The sequence below is a fragment of the Streptomyces sp. NPDC040545 genome (assembly GCF_055595065.1).
The window spans coordinates 157502-176297 of record NZ_JBVIWA010000009.1; the positions used below are offsets into that span (position 1 = coordinate 157502).

The following is an 18796-nucleotide window of genomic DNA, read 5'->3' on the forward strand; positions in this document are numbered from 1 at the left end:
ACGGCGGCCCCCCACCTGTCCGGGGATCAGACCTCGCGCCACCGGGCCATCGCCCAGGAGAACGCCCCGAAGAGCATCAGCCCGAGGGCGACCGCGACCAGCAGCCACGGTCCCGCCGGCGTCCGGGTGAACGACCTCAGGGTGTCGTCGATGCCCTTCGCCTGCGCCGGGTCGTAGCGCACCGCGGCGTACACGACGAAGCCGCCGACCGCCGTGAACAGGGCGCCCCGGGCCAGGCCGCCGGTCACGCCGAGAAAGCCGACGGCCGCGCGCCACCGCGCCGAGACCCCGTCCATGGCGAGATGCTTGCGGAAGCTGCGCCGTGCCGCCTGCACCGCGATGACCGCGCCCGCAACGGCGATCCCGAGCCCGGCCGCTCCCACCAGCCACTGGCCGGCGGGCAGATCCAGGGCCCGCGCCGTCATGTCGCGGGACTGCTGGTCTCCGGAGTGCCCTCCTCCGCCCGCCGCGAACGACAGGACGGAGAAGGCGACCGCGGCGTAGAAGACGGTCCGGCCCGCCGAGGCCAGCCGCTTCACCGGCTTGCCGCCGTCGGGTCCGGCCGCGCCGAACACCGCCTCCGACAGGCGCCACAGCATCATGCCGACGATCCCGATGCCCACGGCCCAGACGAGGACGCCGCCGAAGGGCTTGCCCATCAGCTCCTGGAGGGCGCCCTGGCGGTCGGCCTCCTTGCCCCCGGCATCACCGAAGGCCACCCGCAGGGCCAGCATCCCGACCAGTACGTACAGCACACCGCGGGCCACGAGCCCGCAGCGCGCCGTGACCTCCCGGCCCCCGCCACCGCGGGACGCGGCCCGGACGCCTCTGCTCGCGCGGCCGTTGCCCATCGCGGTCAGACCTCGCCCCGCCAGGCGCCCGTCTCGGATCCGCGGGACTCGATGAAGAGCTTGAACCGCTTCAGATCGCCGGCGACCTGGCGTTTGACGAAGCCGAGCTTGTCGGCCGCGCTCTCGGCCAGCCCGTCGGGCACCCAGTTCATGTGCAGGACGACCTTGGTGGTGGTCGCGTCGATCGGCTGGAAGGTCACCAGCCCGGCCTGGCGCGTCTCCCCGTCCACCGTCATCCATGCGACGCGGCGGTCCGGGTACTGCTCGGTGATCTGCGCGTCGAACTCACGCCGGACGCCGTTCACGTTCGTCACCCAGTGGGTGAGCGTGTCCGTGCGCTGTTCGATGCGTTCGACCCCCTCCATGAAGACGGGGAACTCCTCGAACTGCGTCCACTGGTTGTAGGCCGTCCGTGCCGGAACGTTGACCTCGACGTACTCCTCGACGTGCGACATGCGTACCCCTTCCCTGTCGTCGTCGGCCCCGCCACGCGGCCCGCAATACCGACCGCTGTCAGGACCCTGCAAGACCGCGGCCGCACGTGGTGCCCGGGGGGACGGGACACCTGCGTGCGGCCGCGGATCTCGACGGGTCGCCGCCCCGCTCGAAACGGCAACTCGCCGACACTTACGCGTCTGGCCCTGAATCGAGGGCTCAAACAGAAGCGGGGAAAGAATTTCGTACCGTGCCGCACTCACAGCCGTGGGTGACGTGCACCGTGCGGGGAGCCTCCGCCCCCGCTACCGGTGCCGGGCCAGGCTGTGGAACAGGACGAGGAGAGCGAACGCGATGACGGCCAGATGGAGCCAGGCGGGGCCGGGCGCCGGGGTCAGGGCCAAGGAGTCGAGTGCGTGGGATGTCATACCGCGCGCCTGCCCCCGTCCCGCGGAACGAAGCTCCGGTACGGGGACGCGGGCGCGGGGCGGAGCGGGCGCGGGGCGGCCGCGGGCGCGCGGCCCGGCCGGGTCAGAGGCCCGTGGACCTGCCCGAGGTCAGCCGCGACGCCTCGATCTCGGCCCAGACGGCCTTGCCGTTCTCGTGCGTGCGGGTGCCCCAGCGATCGGAGACGCGCTCCACGATGTAGAGGCCGTGGCCGCCAGGGAGGCCACGCTGCGGCGACGGGTGGCGGCGGGGCGGCGTGGTGGTGCCGTCGAAGACCTCGATCCGCAGGACCTCACCGGCCGACAGCGCGAGCTCGATGCAGCCACCCGCGTGCAGGGTCGCGTTGGTCAGCAGCTCGGACACGAGGAGCAGGGCGTCCTCCGACGTCTCGGTCCCGCTCCAGCCCCAGTCGAGCAGGGCCTGGCGGGCGAAGTCGCGGCCCTTGGCCACGGATCCGCGTACGCCGGCCAGGGCGAGCCGACGGCGCTGCCCCGCGACGGAAAGCCCGGCAGGCCTGCGGTCGCCGGTTTCCGGCCCGATCGTTTCCACTGTGGTCTCTCACCCCCACCGTTGACATTGGTCCCTGTTCGCGGGAACGAACAGGCCCGTGGGGCCGAGGACACCCGGGCACACGACTGACAGTCTAAGGGGACCACCGGCCGCTCAGAAGGTTGTCATGTGCAGCCTCAGAGTGAAGCCGCTGTCCGAGGCCCGGATCTCGACCAGGTCGCACAGCTGGTGGATCATCCACAGGCCTCGGCCGCCGTCGACCGAGGCCAGGGCGGGCCGGCGGCGTCCCGCCAACGGGTCGGCGAGGTGACCTGCGTCGCGGATCTCGGCCACGACCCCGGCATCCGGACCGGATCCTGCGGTGCTCCACAGCCGGATCGCGCCGCTCCCGCCCCCGTGGGCGAGGGAGTTCGCGGTGGCCTCGGCGACCGCCAGGACGAGGTCGCCGCGCCGCGCCGCGCTCAGGGCCGTGCCCCGGGCGAAGGCCTCGGTGTACGCACGTACCTCGCTCAGCTGCCCGTGGGTGTAGGCCAGCCAGGGCGCACCGCCGTCGGGCTCCGGCAGGGGGGCGTCGCAGTCGGCGCAGACCGACGAGGCGTCCGCGTATTCCGGGCTCAGCAGGGCCTTGCCGTCCTCCAGCAGCGTGGGATGCGTACGCCGGGCATCGGACACCACGGATCCCGGCAGGCCGAGGACGTCGTACGGGCACAGGATGGTGGCCTGCCGCCCCGCGAATGCGGTGTTGATGAGGGCCTCGTGACGGGTGGCCTCCAGCACCTCGGCCCGCGAGCGGCCGGGCCAGATCGGCTCGCCCACGATCCGGGCCGGCCGGTCCGCGCACCGGTCGGCGAAATCCTGCAGGGCGGCCAGGATGCGGCCGGGATTGCGGCCCAGGTGCGTCATGTCCGTCCAGGTGACCCCGGCCGTGGCGGCGCCGAGGTCCTCGCGCAGCGCATCCAGCCGCGGGCCGGGGACGGCCACGAGCACCGGCTCGTCGGCCGCGAGGGCGGCCCGGACGAACCCGCCCACGCCTGCCAAGTAGTCCGCCTGCCCCCGGTAGAAGAGGGCGGGGTGGATGAAGGCTCCGGAGGCGCCGGACGCAGGAAGATTGATCATGCTGCGACCTCCAGCGCGGCACATTCGTCCGGGAACATCTCCACGAGCTTGCGGAGCGAGTATGGCGGGTGGTGGAGCAGCAGGCGACGCCCCTGGCCGGTGACGGTGGCATTGGCCTGCACCAGGGCGGCGACGGCGGCCGTGTCGAGAAAGGCAACGGCGGACAGGTCGAGATGGACGACCGGGCCCGGGATCCGGGTGACGACACCGAGTGCCGCGCGCAGGACCGGGCGGGTGTCGAGGTCGCAGCTGCCCCTCAGCAGGGCACCCGGACGGTCGCGCAACGGCCGGGCGGTCAGCGTCGTAGCCGAACCCGTCCCGGCGGTCGCGCACCGCAGGACCGCGTCCGCCCACGTCCCGTCGTCGTAGAGCGCCTGCGCGCCGACGGGCGGGCGGGGCGGGGAGCCGTCGTGCCGGTGGGGTGAGGGCATGCTCGCTGCCTACACCGAGAGCATGCCGGCGCGCAGCCGCGCCAGGGTCCGGGACAGCAGGCGCGAGACCTGCATCTGCGAGATGCCCAGTTCCGCGCCGATCTCCGCCTGCGTCCTGTCCTGGCCGAAGCGCAGCCGCAGGATCGTCCGGTCGCGTTCGTCCAGCTGCTCCAGCAGGGGCGCGAGGGTGTGGAACTCCTCGAAGAGTTCCATGGCGGGGTCGACGTCACCGAGCCGGTCCGCCAGCGGACGGGTCGTCCGGCCCGTCGTCGTCGACGGCTCGTCGCTCTCGGCGGAGGTGTCCAGGGAGCCGCTCGTGTAGCCGTTCGCGGCGACCAGCCCGTCGATGACCTCTTCCTCGGTCAGTTCGAGGTGCTGGGCGACCTCCTTGACCGTCGGGGACCGGCCGAGGACGTCGGTCAGGGCCTCCTGGGCCTTGGCGAGCTCCGTACGCCGTTCCTGCAGACGGCGCGGGACGTGCACCGCCCAGGTGGTGTCACGGAAGTAGCGCTTGATCTCACCGGTGATGTACGGGAGAGCGAGAGTGGAGAACTCGACCTCGCGTTCGGGCTCGTAGCGGTCGATGGCCTTGATGAGACCGATGGTCCCCACCTGGATGATGTCGTCCATGTCCAGACCACCACCCAGCACGCGGGCGCGGAAGCGCCGCGCGGCGAACTGGACCAGCGAGAGATTCATCTCGATCAGGGTGTTGCGGGCGTACTGGTACTCGCGCGTGCCTTCTTCCAGGGCACCGAGACGCAGGAAGAAGAGCCTCGAAAGCTCGCGGGCGTCGGCAGGGGCCATCTCCCGGGCGTTCTTGACCTCGGGCAGTTCCACGTCCTGACGTGGGACTCCCACGGTGGTGCCGGGCACGGTGGGCGTCATGGGCGCGTCTGTTGCACGAATGGGGCCTGCGACGGTGGCCGAGCGAGACATGGTGGCCGTTCCCTCCCGATTGACTGACGGCTGCTCGGGCGCTTGTGCCCCGGCTTCACCGCCTTATTCGCTCCTCGCGGAAACTTTTCTCCGCGGCCACCGCCGATGAGGTGGCGCGCCGGCCTCCGGGTGCGTGTGCCGCCGGCCTTGGCGTCCTCGACCGGCCGGCGAGCAGGCATACTCCCTTGCGGAAGCCGTACAGGTGACGATCCGGGGAGGCGGACATGACCGGAGCAGCGGACGCGTACCACGAAGGCGTCGTCGGGAACAGCTACCCGGCCGGAGCCGGGTGGGTGGTCGCGGCGCACGGGGAGCTCGACCAGGACACGCTAGCCCCGCTCGAGGAGGCGCTCGCCTCTGCCGCGGACCAGCACCGGCTGGTGGTCCTGGACGCGGGCTCCATCACCTTCGGCGACTCCTCGTTCCTGAACCTGCTGTTGCGGGTGCACCACCTCACCACGCTGCGCATCGCCGGCCCCGGCGAGCAACTCCGCCGTCTCTTCGCCCTGACGGGCGCCGATACGGTCCTGTCCCTCCACCCGAGCGTCGAGGACGCCGTCAGCTGGTCGTGACCGGGTGATCGGGTGAGCTTCCGTCGACGATAGCCTTCATCACCGGTCGCGCGGCGATGGCGGATCCCCATCATGTCCTGTCCCCGGCGCCGGGGCGGTCGTTGTCTAGAGTGAGGTTGGCAGATGGCTGAGCGGACGGGCACGGAGGCGCCGGGCAGGTCAGCGGCGTTCCCCGGCGAGGACAGGGTCGGCGAATCGGAACTGCGCCAGCTGCTGGCCGGCCTGACGGCCGTACGGGACGGGGACTTCCGTACGAGGCTGCCCGATACGGCGGACGGGCTGCTCGGCGAGATCGCCACCGTGTTCAACGGGATGGCCGACCAGTTGTCGCTGTTCACGTCCGAGGTGACCCGCGTGGCCCGCGAGGTGGGCACCGAAGGAACGCTCGGCGGCCAGGCGGACGTACCGGGAGTCGGAGGCGCCTGGCTGGACCTGACGGATTCGGTCAACTTCATGGCCGGAAATCTCACGGCCCAGGTGCGCTCCATCGCCCAGGTCGCCACGGCCGTGGCCAAGGGCGACCTCTCGCAGAAGATCAACGTCACCGCGCGCGGGGAGATCCTGGAGCTGAAGGAGACCATCAACACGATGGTCGACCAGCTGTCCGCCTTCGCCGGAGAGGTCACCCGGGTCGCCCGGGAGGTCGGCACCGAGGGCCGGCTCGGCGGCCAGGCGGACGTCAAGGGCGTGTCGGGCACCTGGAAGGACCTGACCGAGTCGGTCAACGTCATGGCCGACAACCTGACCGCCCAGGTGCGCTCGATCGCGGAGGTCACCACCGCGGTGGCCCAGGGCGATCTCACGCAGAAGATCCGGGTGGACGCGCGCGGGGAGATCCTGGAGCTGAAGGAGACCATCAACACGATGGTCGACCAGCTCTCCGCCTTCGCCGACGAGGTGACCCGGGTGGCCCGCGAGGTCGGCACCGAGGGCAACCTGGGCGGCCAGGCAACGGTGCGCGGGGTCTCCGGCACGTGGAAGGACCTCACCGACAACGTCAACGTCATGGCGTCCAACTTGACGGGCCAGGTACGTTCCATCGCCCAGGTGGCCACCGCCGTCGCCCGCGGCGACCTCTCACAGAAGATCATGGTGGAGGCGAAGGGCGAGGTCGCCGCGCTGGCCGGCGTCATCAACACGATGGTCGACACGCTGTCCGCGTTCGCCGACGAGGTGACGCGGGTGGCCCGCGAGGTCGGCACCGAGGGCCGGCTCGGCGGGCAGGCACAGGTTCCCCACGTCGCCGGTACCTGGAAGGACCTCACCGACAACGTCAACTCCATGGCGAACAACCTCACCGGCCAGGTCCGCAATATCGCGCTCGTCACGACGGCCGTCGCCAACGGCGACCTGTCCAAGAAGATCGACGTGGACGCGCGGGGGGAGATCCTGGAGCTGAAGACCACCATCAACACGATGGTCGACCAGCTCTCCTCCTTCGCCGCCGAGGTCACCCGCGTCGCCCGCGAGGTCGGCAGCGAGGGCCGGCTCGGCGGCCAGGCCGAGGTCGAGGGCGTCTCTGGCACGTGGAAGCGGCTGACCGAGAACGTCAACGAGCTGGCCGGCAACCTCACCCGCCAGGTCCGGGCCATCGCCGAGGTCGCCAGCGCGGTCGCCGAGGGGGACCTGACCCGCTCGATCACCGTCGACGCCTCGGGTGAGGTCGCCGAGCTCAAGGACAACATCAACTCCATGGTCGGCTCGCTCCGGGAAAGCACCCGGGCCAACCAGGAGCAGGACTGGCTCAAGTCCAACCTGGCCCGGATCTCGGGGATGATGCAGGGCCACCGGGACCTCGCCGCCGTCGCGGAACTCGTCATGGACGAACTGACGCCGCTCGTCGCCGCCCAGTACGGGGCCTTCTACCTCGCCGAGGACGGCCCCGACGGCCCCCTGCTCATCCTGGTCGGCTCCTACGGCCGCCCCGCCGGCAGCGGGGAGGGCACCGGATTCGCCCTCGGGGAGTCCCTCGTGGGGCAGGCCGCGCGCAGCCACCGGATCATCGCCACCGACCAGGTGCCCGCCGGCTACGTCATCTCGTCCGGGCTCGGCCACACCACCCCGGGCAGCCTGATCATCCTGCCCATCGTGGTGGAGGACCAGGTCCTCGGTGTGATCGAGCTCGCCTCCTTCTCCGCCTTCACCCCCGTACACCGGGACTTCCTCGGCCAGTTGATGGAGACGGTCGGCGTCAACCTCAACACCATCGTCGCCAACGCCCGTACCGACGAACTCCTCGAGGAGTCCCAGCGGCTGACCGGGGAGCTCCAGGCACGTTCGGAGGAACTGCAGGTCCAGCAGGTGGAACTGCAGCGCTCCAACGCGGAGCTGGAGGAGAAGGCGGCCCTGCTCGCCAGCCAGAACAGCGACATCGAGGCCAAGAACCTGGAGATCGAACAGGCCCGGCAGGAACTGGAGGACCGGGCCCGGCAGTTGTCGCGCGCCTCCACCTACAAGTCCGAGTTCCTGGCCAACATGAGCCACGAGCTGCGGACGCCGCTCAACAGCCTCCTCATCCTCGCCCAGCTGCTCGCCCAGAACCCGACCCGCAACCTCTCCCCGAAGCAGGTCGAGTACGCGGGCATCATCCACTCGGCGGGCTCGGACCTGCTGCAGCTGATCAACGACATCCTCGACCTCTCGAAGGTCGAGGCGGGGAAGATGGACGTCAATCCCGAGCGGGTGGACCTGCCGCAGCTGCTGGAGTACGTCGAAGCCACCTTCCGCCCACTGACCACGCAGAAGAGCCTCGATTTCACCGTCACCACCGCTCCCGACGCCCCGGCCGACCTGCTCACCGACGACGCCCGCCTGCGCCAGATCCTGCGCAACCTGCTCTCCAACGCGGTCAAGTTCACCGAGCGCGGCGGTGTCGAGCTGCGGATCGAACCCGCGGCGCCGTCCGAGGTCCCCGCCGGGCTCCCCGGCCGCGCGCCCATGCTCGCCTTCCGGGTACGGGACACGGGCATCGGTATCCCGGAGCAGCAGCTGGAGTCCGTCTTCGGCGCCTTCCAGCAGGCCGACGGCACCACCAGCCGCAAGTACGGCGGCACCGGGCTCGGGCTGTCCATCAGCCGCGAGATCGCCCAGCTCCTCGGCGGTGCCGTCGTCGCGGAGAGCACACCGGGACAGGGCAGCACCTTCACCCTCTATCTGCCGGTCAGCCGGGCGGACTACGAGGAGGAACCCCTCCCCGGGACCCCCGGGGAGATCGAGGCACTCGCGGCGGCGGGGCACACCGGCGCCGCCGGACATCCCGTACCGGCCGGCGCCGTCGGCACGGCCGCTCCGGTCCCGCCGCAGCGGCGGGCCCGCCGGCTCCTGGTGATCGAGGAGCGTCCCCACGGCCTGCTCTCCCTCGTCGCCGAGAGCGCCGACAGGGACCTCACCCCCGGCCATCTGCCGACGGGCGACCACCGCGAGGCCGTCCAGGTGGTCAACGCCACGAGCTCACGGGAAGCCGCCGCCGCCCTGGCCTCGCACTCCTTCCACTGCGTCGTCCTCGAACTCGACATGCCCGGCGGCGAGGCCCTGCGCTTCCTCGAGGCGCTCGACGGAGACCCGGCGCTCTCCACCCTCCCGGTCCTCGCGCACAACAACCCGCGCCTGAAGACCGGGCAGGAGCGGGCGCTGCGGGACCGGGCCGCGTCGCGCCGGCTGGAACTGCTGTCGAGCCTGGACGAGCTCCGGGAACGCATCGTGCTGCACCTGTCCGCCGACCGGCCGGGGGACGTACTGCCCCTCGTCCACGAGGACGCGCAGGACCGGCAGGGACCCCATCCGCTCGACGACGACCTGGCCGGACGTACCGTCCTCGTCGTCGACGACGACGCGCGCAACCTGTTCGCCCTCAGCGGGGTGCTGGAACTGCACGGTGTCCGCGTCCTGCACGCGGAGGACGGCCGCAAGGGCATCGACACCCTCACCCGCAACGAGGGCGTCGACCTGATCCTGATGGACGTGATGATGCCCGAACTGGACGGCTACGCGGCGACCGCCGAGATCCGGCGGATGCCGGCCTACGAGGGGCTGCCCATCATCGCGGTCACCGCCAAGGCGATGCCGGGCGACCGCGAGAAGAGCCTCGCCGCGGGAGCCAGCGACTACGTGACCAAGCCGGTCGACGCCGACGACCTCATCGCCCGCGTCCGGCACTGGCTCACCGGATGAACCCCGCCACACAGCGGCACGACGATTCCCGCCCGCCGGGAACGGTCGCCGAGGAGCCGTCCCGGAACACGGTCCCGCACCATGCGCCGGCCCCCCTGGGACGCCTGGTCGCCACCGTGGAACGGCTGCGCCGCGAGGTGCGGGAGGCGCACGCCGCCGCGGACGGCAGGGCCCTGGTCGAGCTGGCCAAGGGCATCCTGATCGGACAGCTGAGCTGCACCCCCGCCGCGGCGGCACGCCAGCTCGGCGAACTGTCCCGCGAGACCGGGCTGTCCGTGCTCGAACTGGCCGCCGACATCGTCAACCAGGCTTCCCGCGACCACGTGAGCGAGGTCGCCGCAGCCTTCGCCCGGCGCACCGGCACGCCGGATGCGGCCGAGCGGTCCACCACGGTCTCCGTGCGGCTGCGTACCGCCGAGAGCGGGGTCCTGGCCGCCGCCGACGACACCCAGGCAGTGGCCGAGTCCCTCCTGACGCACGCCCTCGGGCCCCTGGGCGCGGTCGCCGTCGCCGTCTGGAGCGCGGCCCCCGACGGCTCCCTGGCCCTCGCCGGCCACGCCGGCTTCCCGCCCGGGGAAGCCGCACGCTGGCGCCACGTACCCCCGGGCGTCTCCACCGTCGCCCGCCTCGCGCTGCGCGAGCGCCGGCTGGTCACCCTCGCCCGGCTCCAGCACGACGGACCGCCCTCGATCGGCCACCTCCAGCGGCCCGACGGCGGGCGGATGGCCGTACCGGCCGGGACCGGCGGACGGATCCACGGCGTCCTGGAAATCTGCTGGCCGCAGCCCCTGGCGCCGCAGTCCCCGCAGATCGAGCGCCAGGTCGAGGCCCTCGCCGAACTGTGCGCCCGCACCATGGACGCCGCACCTGCGGCCGACCCCGGCTCGTTCGACGCGGTGCTCCCGGACGTCGCGGAGCTGATCGACCTCGCCGAGGGCCTGCACGACCCCGCCGTGGTCCTCACCCCCGTACTCGACCACGAGGGCCGGCTGACCGACTTCCACATCCGTCACGTCGGCAGCCGGTTCGTCGATCCCGCCGGGCGGCCGCGCGGCGACGTGAACGGCGCCCTGCTGCTGGAGGCCTATCCGATGGCCGGGGGCGAGAACGGGCTCTTCGACATCATCGAGCGCGTGCACGCGACGGGCGAGCCCTTCCGCGCCGAACGCATGAGCCTGACCGCGCTCGTCGACCAGATCCCCCTCATCTCGGTCGCGGACATCAGCGTCAGCCGCCACGGGGCCGCCGTCCTGCTGATCTGGCGCGTCGAGGACGAGACGGCACGACTGGCCGACCTCCTCCAGCACGCCCAGCGCCTGGGCCGGATCGGCGGCTTCGAGGAGAACCTCGCCACCGGCGCGATCACCTGGAACGCGCAGCTGTACGCGCTGCACGGACTCCCGGCCACCGCCCCGCCCGTGCGGCTGCGGGAACTGCCCGGCTACGCCCACCCCGACGACTCCGCAGCCCTGGACCGCTTCCTGCGGGCCGTGCTGCGCTACCGCCGTCCGGCCTCCGTCAACCTGCGCCTGCGCAGGCCCGACGGCATCACCCGGCACATCCGCGTCGTCGCCGAGCCCGTCCTCGACGCCGACCAGCGCCTCCACGCCGTCCGCGGCGCCTACCAGGACATCTCCGCACAGCACTGGACCGAGGTCGCCCTGGCCGCGACCCGTGACCAACTCGCCCACACCGAGGCCGAGTCCGCCGAACGCAACCGCCTCGCCCTGCAGCTCCAGCACGCGATCATGCCCCCCACCCCGCCGGCCGTCGAGGCACCCGGCCTGCGCGTCGCCGTCCGCTACCGGCCCGCCGAGACCGAGTCGCTCGTCGGCGGCGACTGGTACGACACCGTGGTCCTGCCGTCCGGGCTGGTCATGCTCTCCGTGGGCGACGTCGCCGGACACGGAATCGAGGCGGCCACCGGCATGGTCGTCCTGCGCAACGCGCTGCGCGGCCTCGCCGTGACCGGAGCGGGCCCCGCCCAGCTGCTGTCCTGGCTCAACACGGTCACCCACCACCTCGCCAAGCACGTGACGGCCACTGCGGTCTGCGGGCTCTTCGACCCCCGCACCAGGGTGATGCGCTGGGCGCGCGCAGGGCACCTGCCGCCCGTACTCCTCCGCGGCGGCGAGGCGGAGGCCTTCCCGCTCATCGAGGGCCTGCTCCTCGGCGCGCTCCCCGAAGTGACGTACGCCGAGCGGGAGGTGCGGCTCGAACCGGACGACACCCTGCTGATGTACACGGACGGGCTGGTGGAGCGGCGGGACTCCTCGGTGCAGGACTCGCTCGGCCACCTCATGAACGCGGCGGCCGCCGGCGCCGGAGCCCTGGACCGGCAGCTGGACCGCCTCCTCGCCGAGAGCCGGTCGGACACGGACGACGACACCTGTGTCATCGGAATCCAGGTCGGCTGACGCGGCAGAGCGACACCCCGGAATCGGACGCGTGCACTCGTCGGCCGGTGCGGCGGACGGCGATCGGCGCCGTGAGCGGGCCGTGTTAGCGTGCGGGCATGCGCGCTCCCATCGGGTCCTTCGGCAACGCGGTGCCGGCTCCGGACTGCCTCGCGGAACTCACGCCGCCCGTCGCCGAAGCGGTCCGCGGCTGGGCCGGTGACGTGCCCGCAGAGCAGATCGTCTACGTGGACACCGACCCCGCGATCGCCGACACCGCTGCCTTCGTCGCCCACTACGGGCCGGAGCTCCTCGATCGGTCGGCGAACTGCGTGGTCGTCGCCGCCAAGCGCGGCGGCGCGGTCACCCTCGCCGCCTGCCTCGTGCCCTCCGCCGGCCGGGTCGACGTCAACGGCGCCGTCCGGCGCCACCTGGGCGCGCGCAAGGTGTCCTTCGCGCCGATGGAGACGGCCGTGGAGCTGACGGGCATGGAGTACGGGGGCATCACCCCGCTCGGGCTGCCGGCGGACTGGCCGCTCCTGGTGGACGCGGCGGTCGCCGACATGGCGTACGTACTCGTCGGCAGCGGACGCCGACGCGGCAAGCTCATCGCACCCGGGAAGCTGTTCGCGCAGATCCCCGGGGCCGAACTCATCGAGGGCCTCGCCCTCCTCTGACGCTCAGGCGATTCCCACGGTGTACGCGGCGCGGTAGCCCTGCCCGTCGGGGACCAGGGCGAGCGTCATCGCGGCCCCGGAGGCGCGGTAGCGGCTGTCGCGGGCGTTGGGGTGCTGCGGCGCGCGGCGCTCCGCGTACGGCGGCCGCGCGTACACCCGCACCAACAGGTCCTCGGGGAAGAAGAACTGCGAGGTCGTCTCGGTACGGTGGTCGGGGCGCACCTTGAAGTGGATGTGCGGCGCCAGCCCCGCGTACCAGCCGGGCACGATCGTGCGGAACGTGCTGCGCCCGGCGGCGTCCGTGACCTGCGTACCGCGCAGGAAGGTGGCCCCTCCGGTGGAGTAGGCGCCCGAGGCGTCGGCGTGCCAGATGTCGACCGCGGCGTCCGTGACCGGCCGGCAGCCCGCCGAGGCCCGTACGACGGTGAGGTCCAGGCGGAACGGCACGCCTTTGCGGCCCTCCGTGATGTCGGAGCGGACCCGGTCCAGGTCCAGGTAGTACGGGCCGGCGCCCGCCTCCATGGCGAGGACGCAGGCCGGGGTGCTGCCACCGGGCGACGGCGCGAGCGTCGGTGACGCGGAGGGCTGTCCTGCCGCCCCCCGGGTCCCGGCCGGGCCGGAGCAGGCCGCCGTCAGCGCCGCGACCCCGGCCGATCCGGCGGCCAGCAGGAGGGCACGGCGGCTGGTCGGGGAACTGCCGTTCTCGGTCATGCGAACCTCTCCCGCGCGCTGCGCGACCGCCGCACGGGACGCACGACGGTCACCGATCGCGCCCACCGTGCCGGACGGAAGGCGTCCCGGCCACCACCGACACACCCGGCCGGGCAGACCGCACCGCCGTGGGGGATCGACACCTGAACGAGGACAGGAACTGACCTCGTTCAGGCCTACGGTGGTGAGGTCACGAAGAGCCACAGGAGAGGAAGAAGCCGATGGACCACTTCGCCCCCGAGGGGTACACCAGCGTCGCGCCCTGGGTGGTCACCGACGACACGGGCGCGCTGCTCGACTTCATCACCGCGGCGTTCGACGGCGAGGAGATCGCCCGGGTCGCGGTCGCGGACGGCAGCATCGGCCACGGGGAGATCCGGGTCGGCGACACGGTCGTACTGGCCTTCGACCGGCGGCCCGACTGGCCGGTGACGCCCTCCATGCTGCGGATCTACGTGCGCGACGCGGACGCCGCGATGGCCGCCGCCGTCGCCCACGGAGCCCGCGTGGTCACCGAGGCCGCCGACAGCGCGTGGGGGGACCACGGGGGCCGGGTGCGGGACCCGTTCGGCAACATCTGGTGGGTGATGAGCCGGGTCGAGGAGGTCGCGCCGGACGAGGCCTGGCGGCGCATGTCCGAGCCGAAGTACGCCGCGTCCATGCGCATGGCCCAGCAGACCCTGGACGCCGAACTCAGCGGCCGCGCCTCCGGCGTGGCCAGTACCCCGCAGCGGCCGAACGGCTAGGCCCTCCCTTCCGGCGCTTCCATCCCTTCCGTCCCTTCCGTCCTTCCGGGCCGGCCAGGCGGTCGAGACTTCGCAGCTGCGCCCCGTCCAGCCGGAGATCCGCGGCGGCGACGTTCTGCTCGAGGTGGGCGAGTGAGGCCGTCCCGGGGATCGGCAACACGACCGGGGACCGGGCGGGCAGCCAGGCGGGCAGGAGTTGCGGTGCCGTAGCGCCCAGTTCGGCATCGATCGCGTCAAGTTCCCTCGTATGAGCGGGTGTTGCCGCGGCGACCGGGAGCCAGGGGAGGAAGGTGATACCGGCGGCCTCGCAGGCCTCCAGGACCCGCTCGTACGCCCGGTCCAGGAGGTTGTAGCGGTTCTGCACGCTCGCGATCTCGGCGGTCCGCCGGGCCTCGGCGAGTTGTGAGGCGGTGACCTCGGACAGGCCGATTCCGGTCGCGGCGGGCGTGCTTGAAGTCATCGGATTCCCCTCGTCGCCACGACGACAACCGCCACCGGCAGCGCTGTTGACCCCTGGCCGGGCGGGGCTACCGTTGACGCTGTTGCCCGGGGACGGCGAAGGGGGAGCGTCATGCTGGACGAGGCGATGGTCGCACTGGCGGCTTCGGTGGGTTCGGGCGTCGTACAGGCCGCCGGAACGGACGCCTGGCTGGCGTTGCGCAACCGGCTGGCCCGGCTGCTCGGCCGCGGGGACCGGCAGCAGGAGAGCGTTCAGCTGGAACGCCTGGACCGGACCGCGGCCGAGCTGACGGCAGCCGGGCAGGACGGCAACGGTCCCGAAGGGAACGGGAGCGAGGAGCGGGCCCGGCACGGTGCGGCCTGGCGGACCCGTACCGAGGACCTGCTGGAGCAGCTGGGACCGGACGAACGGTCCTCGGCCGTGGCGGAGCTCAGGGCCCTGCTCGACGAGGCCGCGGAGGCGGCGCGCCCGGCCACCGGGGGATTCACGCGGAACGTGTTCCTCGGCCCGACGGCGGTGGTGTCCGGGGACGGCAACGTCCAGGTGAACCGGTTCGACTCCCGCCCGTGAGCGACGGCGGGCGCGATGACGGCCGCCGCGGCGACACCTACCACGGCCCGTCCGGGGTACAGCGCGGCAGCGGGAACCTCCAGGTCAACTTCCACGAGCACCGCGCCGGTATCGTGTCGGCCTGCGCGGTGGCCCTGGTGTGCGTGGCCACGGTGATCGCCGTCCGGGTGGGCGGCGGCGACCCGGACACCGGGGCCGCAGCCCCGCCGCCCGGGAACACGACGACGGCCACGGCCCCCGCACCGAGTCCCGGTACGGCGGATCCGTCGGCCCTCACCGGGCGGCTGGTCAACCGCAACAGCAAGCTGTGCCTACGGGTGCCCGGTACCGACGACGGCCTCGTCCCGGTGCAGGACACCTGCACCGGCGCCGCCGACCGGACCTGGACGCTCGCCCCGCAGGACGGCGGAGGCGACACCCGCACGCTGCGCAACGCGCACAGCGGCCGGTGCCTGGCCGTGCTGGGCTCGGAGAACTTCGCCCCGGCCCGTCAGTTCGCCTGCACCGCCGCCCGGCACGACGGCCAGCACTGGGAACTGCAGTGGGGGAGGGACGACCGGGCCGGCCAGTTCATGCTGCGCAATGCCGTCAACGCCAAGTGCCTGACGGTCCAGGGCCGCGAGGCGTCCCGGCCCGCGGCGCAGACCTCCTGCGGCGACCAGTACGACGACCAGTGGTGGCACCTCGCTCCCTGAGAGTCGCACTCGGGTGGTGTCCGCCAGGGCAGGGCGGTCCTGCTGTCGGAGGCCCTGTAGGAGGGCAGCCGGAATACGCCGGGAACGTGCCGTAGGCCGCTGTGATCAACCCCGACGGCGAGCGGCGGGGTCGCGCTCAGCAACGTGCCGGGCGACCGCGTCGACGCCGGGGCGAGAGGAGCGTGCCAGGGACCGTACGGAGGCCTGGCGGGAACGGGCCGGCAGCATCGGTGTGGACGTGCCGTTCTCCGCGTCGTGCGTCAACGCACTGTGCCTGAGCCGGTGCAATGTCCATCCCCACCCTGACGAGCCAACAGGTGCGGGAGGTCCGGTAAGCAGAACCGCCGCTCGTGCGTCCCTGCACGGTGTCATACCGTCACGACGCCCTGTGTGCTCCCATGGTTGGCATGGCGTTGGCGACGCGGGAGTCATCCTGGAACACTCGCCGCCTTCGAAGCGCCACCGGCCCGCTGTGTCGTCAACGTTCACCACGCTCAGCTGACCCACTGTCGGATTCGATGAGATGCGGCATCCCCGATATCAGTTCCGTCCGCGCCTCCGCCTATTCCACCAGGTGCGCCTTTCTCATCTTGGCAAGAAGTGCGGCCCGTCTCACCCGCCTCCCCCCTGCGAGGGAGGCGTCGGGATGCCTCGGGACCACCGGGCCGGGCCGGGTGAGGACCGCGGGCACGAAAATTTCACAACTCGGCCCGGCCCGGGCGCACTACGCGGCCAGGGGCGTCCCCGGGTGCTCGCCGCCGTCCGCCGGGACCGGCTCCGGAGCGCACCGCGCGGCCGGATCCGCGTGCGTTTCCACGCCCCGGCCCTCGTCCGGCGGGCTCGGCCCGAGGGGGTGCCGTTTGGCGTGAACCCGCCGGGTCGGCGGCGCGGCCTGGGTGGGCTCTCTTCCAGGGGCGCCGAGAACGTCCCAGGCGGCGGTGGCCCGGACCCGTACCGCGGCGGCGAGTTCGACCCCACGGCCGGTGCGGGCGCCGCGGCCGGGTCCGGCGGAAAATCGCGTTCCCGGGGGCAGCCGCGCACCCGGCGGGGCCGGGGCGCGGTCCGCGTGGCGGCGCGTGTGCCCGGCCCGGAGCCGTTCCGGCCGGGCCGTGCCTACGTCATGTGCGGGGCACCTTTGCTCAATCATGACCGGGGCATGGCGGGGATGTTACGCGTCCGTGAGCCTCTTGTGGGTGCGTCAGGCCTGGGCCAACCTTTCGTAGGCGACGGCCTGTCGGGCTTCACATTGTCATGGTCATGCCTATGTCCATGTCCGTCGGCCGCCGTCCACCCCGCCGTGCCCACCCAGAGGAGGACCCCCCACATGTCCGTGATGCGTCACACCCGCCGGAGGCTCGCCGGCATCGGCGCGACCGCCGTCGCCGCCCTCGCGCTCGGCGCCGCCGCCGCGTTACCCGCCTCGGCGGCCGACAGCGGCGCGCAGGGCGTCATCGAGAACGCCGGTGCCGCCGGAACCGTCTCCGGCAGCTACATCGTGACCCTGAAGGACTCCGCCGCACGCTCCACCGCCGACAGCGGCAAGGCCGTCGCCAAGCGGTACGGCGCGAAGATCGACAAGACCTACAGCGCCGCCCTCAACGGCTACTCCGTCGAGGTCTCCGAAGCGCAGGCACGGAAGCTCGCCGCCGACCCGGCGGTCAAGTCCGTCGTGCAGAACCGTGTCTTCACCGTCGACGCGACCCAGCCCAACCCGCCGTCCTGGGGCCTGGACCGCATCGACCAGCGCGCGCTCCCGCTCAACCAGAGCTACACCTACCCGGACAAGGCGGGTGAGGGCGTCACCGCTTACATCATCGACACCGGAGTCCGCATCACCCACCAGGACTTCGGCACCCGCGCCTCCTACGGCTACGACGCCATCGACAACGACAACACCGCCCAGGACGGGCACGGCCACGGCACGCACGTCGCCGGCACCGTCGCGGGCGGCGCGTACGGCGTGGCCAAGAAGGCCAAGATCGTCGGCGTCCGCGTGCTCGACAACAACGGCAGCGGCACGACGGCCCAGGTCGTCGCGGGCATCGACTGGGTGACCCGCAACGCGGTCAAGCCGGCGGTCGCCAACATGTCGCTCGGCGGCGGCGCGGACTCCGCGCTCGACACGGCCGTGCGCAACTCCATCGCCTCCGGCATCACCTACGGCGTCGCCGCGGGCAACGAGTCCACCAACGCCTCGACGAAGTCCCCGGCGCGCGTGGCCGAGGCCATCACCGTCGGCGCCACCGCCAACACCGACGCCAAGGCCAGCTACTCCAACTACGGCACCGTCCTGGACATCTTCGCGCCGGGCTCCTCCATCACCTCCTCGTGGGGCACCGGCGACACGGCCACCAACACCATCTCCGGCACCTCGATGGCCACCCCGCACGTGGTCGGCGCGGCGGCGCTGTACCTCTCGCAGAACCCGGCCAGCACCCCCGCCCAGGTCCGGGACGGCCTCGTGGCCGCCGCGACCCCCAACGTGGTGACCAGCCCCGGCACGGGCTCCCCGAACCTGCTGCTCAACGTGGGTGAGGGCGGCACCGTCCCGCCCGGCAAGCGGTTCGAGAACACCGCCGACTACGCGATCAACGACAACGCCACCGTCGAGTCGCCCGTCACCGTCGGCGGCGTCGCCGGCAACGCCCCGGCGTCACTGGCCGTCGCGGTCGACATCAAGCACACCTACATCGGTGACCTCAAGGTGGACCTGGTCGCGCCCGACGGCACCGTCTACACCCTGCACAACCGCGCCGGCGGCAGCGCGGACAACATCATCAAGACCTTCACGGTGAACGCCTCCGCCGAGGTCGCCGACGGAGTGTGGAAGCTCCGCGTGAACGACAACGCGAACGCCGACACCGGCAAGATCGACTCGTGGGCGCTCCAGTTCTGAGACCAGGAAACGGCGCGTGACCTCTGAGCCGCGATGAACGGGCGGGGGGGGGCAGAGGGGGGGGGCCCCCCCCCCCTTGTTTTCCACCCGCCCCCCCCCTTCCTGCACCCCCCCCCCCCCCCTTTCTCCAACACCAACCCCCCACCCCCCCCCACCTCCCCCACCTCTCCCCCC

General features: G+C 72.4%; 17 protein-coding genes. 8 read left to right on the forward strand and 9 right to left on the reverse strand.

The window, feature by feature from the left end; genetic code table 11:
• Positions 1-26: 26 nt before the first annotated feature.
• From ACZ573_RS19475 to ACZ573_RS19505, 7 genes are all read right to left on the reverse strand, one after another.
• Positions 27-851, reverse strand: a complete 825-nt coding sequence (locus tag ACZ573_RS19475; protein ID WP_471305491.1) for a DUF1206 domain-containing protein — start codon at positions 849-851, stop codon at positions 27-29.
• Positions 852-856: 5 nt separating this feature from the next.
• Positions 857-1306, reverse strand: coding sequence for an SRPBCC family protein (locus ACZ573_RS19480; protein WP_471305492.1), 450 nt, complete (start codon positions 1304-1306; stop codon positions 857-859).
• Positions 1307-1591: 285 nt separating this feature from the next.
• The gene (locus ACZ573_RS19485; protein WP_301374070.1) at positions 1592-1714 is read right to left on the reverse strand and encodes a hypothetical protein; all 123 of its coding nucleotides are present in this window, start codon (positions 1712-1714) and stop codon (positions 1592-1594) included.
• A 103-nt stretch (positions 1715-1817) separates the two neighbouring features.
• Entirely contained in the window at positions 1818-2282 is a 465-nt protein-coding gene (locus tag ACZ573_RS19490) for an ATP-binding protein (RefSeq protein ID WP_471305498.1), read from the reverse strand.
• Positions 2283-2396: 114 nt separating this feature from the next.
• On the reverse strand, positions 2397-3359 hold the full coding sequence (locus ACZ573_RS19495; protein ID WP_471305500.1) for an anti-sigma factor RsbA family regulatory protein: 963 nt from the start codon (positions 3357-3359) through the stop codon (positions 2397-2399).
• Positions 3356-3790 carry an STAS domain-containing protein gene (locus ACZ573_RS19500; RefSeq protein WP_471305503.1) on the reverse strand — a complete coding sequence of 145 codons (435 nt, stop codon included), beginning with the start codon at positions 3788-3790 and terminating at the stop codon, positions 3356-3358. The genes ACZ573_RS19495 and ACZ573_RS19500 overlap by 4 nt, the downstream gene beginning before the upstream one ends.
• A 9-nt stretch (positions 3791-3799) precedes the next feature.
• Positions 3800-4729: a SigB/SigF/SigG family RNA polymerase sigma factor gene (locus tag ACZ573_RS19505; RefSeq protein ID WP_471305506.1), complete on the reverse strand. Its 930-nt coding sequence runs from the start codon at positions 4727-4729 to the stop codon at positions 3800-3802.
• Positions 4730-4953: 224 nt separating this feature from the next.
• On the opposite strand from ACZ573_RS19505, the gene ACZ573_RS19510 reads away from it, so the two are divergent.
• The 4 genes from ACZ573_RS19510 (at position 4954) to ACZ573_RS19525 (ending at position 12544) form a co-directional block, all read left to right on the forward strand.
• Positions 4954-5301, forward strand: coding sequence for an STAS domain-containing protein (locus tag ACZ573_RS19510; protein ID WP_471305508.1), 348 nt, complete (start codon positions 4954-4956; stop codon positions 5299-5301).
• 123 nt (positions 5302-5424) lie between these two features.
• Positions 5425-9471 carry a HAMP domain-containing protein gene (locus ACZ573_RS19515; RefSeq protein ID WP_471305511.1) on the forward strand — a complete coding sequence of 1349 codons (4047 nt, stop codon included), beginning with the start codon at positions 5425-5427 and terminating at the stop codon, positions 9469-9471.
• Positions 9468-11888: a SpoIIE family protein phosphatase gene (locus ACZ573_RS19520; protein WP_471305513.1), complete on the forward strand. Its 2421-nt coding sequence runs from the start codon at positions 9468-9470 to the stop codon at positions 11886-11888. The genes ACZ573_RS19515 and ACZ573_RS19520 overlap by 4 nt, the downstream gene beginning before the upstream one ends.
• Positions 11889-11986: 98 nt before the next feature.
• Positions 11987-12544, forward strand: a complete 558-nt coding sequence (locus tag ACZ573_RS19525; RefSeq protein WP_471305515.1) for a YbaK/EbsC family protein — start codon at positions 11987-11989, stop codon at positions 12542-12544.
• A 3-nt stretch (positions 12545-12547) separates the two neighbouring features.
• Here the strand turns inward: ACZ573_RS19525 and ACZ573_RS19530 are convergent, their stop codons facing one another.
• Positions 12548-13255 (reverse strand): intradiol ring-cleavage dioxygenase, encoded by a 708-nt coding sequence (locus ACZ573_RS19530; RefSeq protein WP_471305518.1) that lies wholly within the window; start codon positions 13253-13255, stop codon positions 12548-12550.
• A gap of 221 nt (positions 13256-13476) precedes the next feature.
• Between ACZ573_RS19530 and ACZ573_RS19535 the strand changes: the two genes are divergently transcribed.
• Positions 13477-14001, forward strand: a complete 525-nt coding sequence (locus tag ACZ573_RS19535) for a VOC family protein (RefSeq protein ID WP_471305521.1) — start codon at positions 13477-13479, stop codon at positions 13999-14001.
• Here ACZ573_RS19535 and ACZ573_RS19540 read toward each other — a convergent pair.
• Positions 13949-14461: an aldo/keto reductase gene (locus ACZ573_RS19540; RefSeq protein WP_471305524.1), complete on the reverse strand. Its 513-nt coding sequence runs from the start codon at positions 14459-14461 to the stop codon at positions 13949-13951. The two genes, ACZ573_RS19535 and ACZ573_RS19540, sit on opposite strands and share 53 nt — an antisense overlap.
• A 111-nt stretch (positions 14462-14572) precedes the next feature.
• On the opposite strand from ACZ573_RS19540, the gene ACZ573_RS19545 reads away from it, so the two are divergent.
• The 3 genes from ACZ573_RS19545 (at position 14573) to ACZ573_RS19555 (ending at position 18622) form a co-directional block, all read left to right on the forward strand.
• Positions 14573-15031, forward strand: a complete 459-nt coding sequence (locus ACZ573_RS19545; RefSeq protein WP_471305526.1) for a hypothetical protein — start codon at positions 14573-14575, stop codon at positions 15029-15031.
• Positions 15028-15726: an RICIN domain-containing protein gene (locus ACZ573_RS19550; RefSeq protein ID WP_471305528.1), complete on the forward strand. Its 699-nt coding sequence runs from the start codon at positions 15028-15030 to the stop codon at positions 15724-15726. Before ACZ573_RS19545 ends, ACZ573_RS19550 begins: the two co-directional genes overlap by 4 nt.
• Before the next feature lie 1324 nt (positions 15727-17050).
• Positions 17051-18622 (forward strand): S8 family peptidase, encoded by a 1572-nt coding sequence (locus ACZ573_RS19555; protein ID WP_471305530.1) that lies wholly within the window; start codon positions 17051-17053, stop codon positions 18620-18622.
• Positions 18623-18796: the final 174 nt, after the last annotated feature.

Bases quoted from the DNA above. Each gene is read 5' to 3' on its own strand.
- ACZ573_RS19475 (WP_471305491.1), bottom strand. From the start codon at position 851: ATGGGCAACGGCCGCGCGAGCAGAGGCGTCCGGGCCGCGTCCCGCGGT.
- ACZ573_RS19480 (WP_471305492.1), bottom strand. From the start codon at position 1,306: ATGTCGCACGTCGAGGAGTACGTCGAGGTCAACGTTCCGGCACGGACG.
- ACZ573_RS19485 (WP_301374070.1), bottom strand. From the start codon at position 1,714: ATGACATCCCACGCACTCGACTCCTTGGCCCTGACCCCGGCGCCCGGC.
- ACZ573_RS19495 (WP_471305500.1), bottom strand. From the start codon at position 3,359: ATGATCAATCTTCCTGCGTCCGGCGCCTCCGGAGCCTTCATCCACCCC.
- ACZ573_RS19500 (WP_471305503.1), bottom strand. From the start codon at position 3,790: ATGCCCTCACCCCACCGGCACGACGGCTCCCCGCCCCGCCCGCCCGTC.
- ACZ573_RS19505 (WP_471305506.1), bottom strand. From the start codon at position 4,729: ATGTCTCGCTCGGCCACCGTCGCAGGCCCCATTCGTGCAACAGACGCG.
- ACZ573_RS19510 (WP_471305508.1), top strand. From the start codon at position 4,954: ATGACCGGAGCAGCGGACGCGTACCACGAAGGCGTCGTCGGGAACAGC.
- ACZ573_RS19515 (WP_471305511.1), top strand. From the start codon at position 5,425: ATGGCTGAGCGGACGGGCACGGAGGCGCCGGGCAGGTCAGCGGCGTTC.
- ACZ573_RS19520 (WP_471305513.1), top strand. From the start codon at position 9,468: ATGAACCCCGCCACACAGCGGCACGACGATTCCCGCCCGCCGGGAACG.
- ACZ573_RS19525 (WP_471305515.1), top strand. From the start codon at position 11,987: ATGCGCGCTCCCATCGGGTCCTTCGGCAACGCGGTGCCGGCTCCGGAC.
- ACZ573_RS19530 (WP_471305518.1), bottom strand. From the start codon at position 13,255: ATGACCGAGAACGGCAGTTCCCCGACCAGCCGCCGTGCCCTCCTGCTG.
- ACZ573_RS19535 (WP_471305521.1), top strand. From the start codon at position 13,477: ATGGACCACTTCGCCCCCGAGGGGTACACCAGCGTCGCGCCCTGGGTG.
- ACZ573_RS19540 (WP_471305524.1), bottom strand. From the start codon at position 14,461: ATGACTTCAAGCACGCCCGCCGCGACCGGAATCGGCCTGTCCGAGGTC.
- ACZ573_RS19545 (WP_471305526.1), top strand. From the start codon at position 14,573: ATGCTGGACGAGGCGATGGTCGCACTGGCGGCTTCGGTGGGTTCGGGC.
- ACZ573_RS19555 (WP_471305530.1), top strand. From the start codon at position 17,051: ATGTCCGTGATGCGTCACACCCGCCGGAGGCTCGCCGGCATCGGCGCG.